Source organism: Psychrobacter sp. 1U2 (assembly GCF_051847575.1).
In genome coordinates this window covers 1-827 of the sequence record NZ_JBPYDC010000801.1, presented here as the reverse complement: position 1 = coordinate 827, position 827 = coordinate 1, and the positions used below count along the sequence as shown (strand labels likewise).

The following is an 827-nucleotide window of genomic DNA, read 5'->3' as shown; positions in this document are numbered from 1 at the left end:
CGCGGATGGTCATTGATAGCATCAGCAATCTCACGTCGCGCCATCCGGTAATAATAAGCATCGGTCCAGCGCGCCACCATAAATGACCAAAACAGCCAAATTATCCCAGCAATGCCAATACGTGTTGCCATCTGATAGGCATCTGGAATATAAGGCATCGCTACAAACTCAAACGTGACTAGCGCGATGACGATATTAAGTTGGATAAATGACCAGCCAGCCACACTATATACAAGCGCATCCATGTAACGTTTGCGATACAAGAGCCAAGGTAGAGTGATAAAAAATGCCGCCCAATGCCACTTAGGTGATAGGTATCCTTGCTGATCAAACTGTGCAAAACGCTTAAGGTAATAACCTTGCGTACGATGACCAATAAACCATTGGTCAAGCTGTTTACGTTTGAGAGGGCTCAGCTGTTCTTGATAAAACGGTGGTGGCGAATCCGTCTCAATAAATAACATAGCAGTAGGCTCTATTGACTGTTAAGGGTTTACGATTACTTGGTGTTTAGGTCGCTAAATAGCAGTGTGACGATAAATGCCCTTTATTATATGACAATAGAAAAGCAGATACGATGTACTTTAGTATAGGTCAACAAAATGATGTGGCGTCTATTAAAGCCTGCATGAAATACTTCAAACCAGATGATAGACCATCGGAAAAGACATGTATAACGGTTTAATCATAAATAAGTTAGTTGAGCATTCAAATATTGCACGTTCACACACAAGAGTATTTAACTTATAATACGCTCATACTCGCTACCCAATCGAATTTTACTGCTCCTATGAATGAACATTCTCACAACGATAGTCTCATCAAGC

Annotated in this window: 1 protein-coding gene; it reads right to left on the bottom strand. The window is 41.1% G+C overall.

From position 1 onward, the window contains the following. A partial coding sequence (locus tag ACS8FD_RS18820; protein WP_439276972.1) for a DUF2628 domain-containing protein occupies positions 1–464 on the bottom strand: 464 nt, incomplete at its 3' end. Positions 465–827 lie beyond the last annotated feature (363 nt).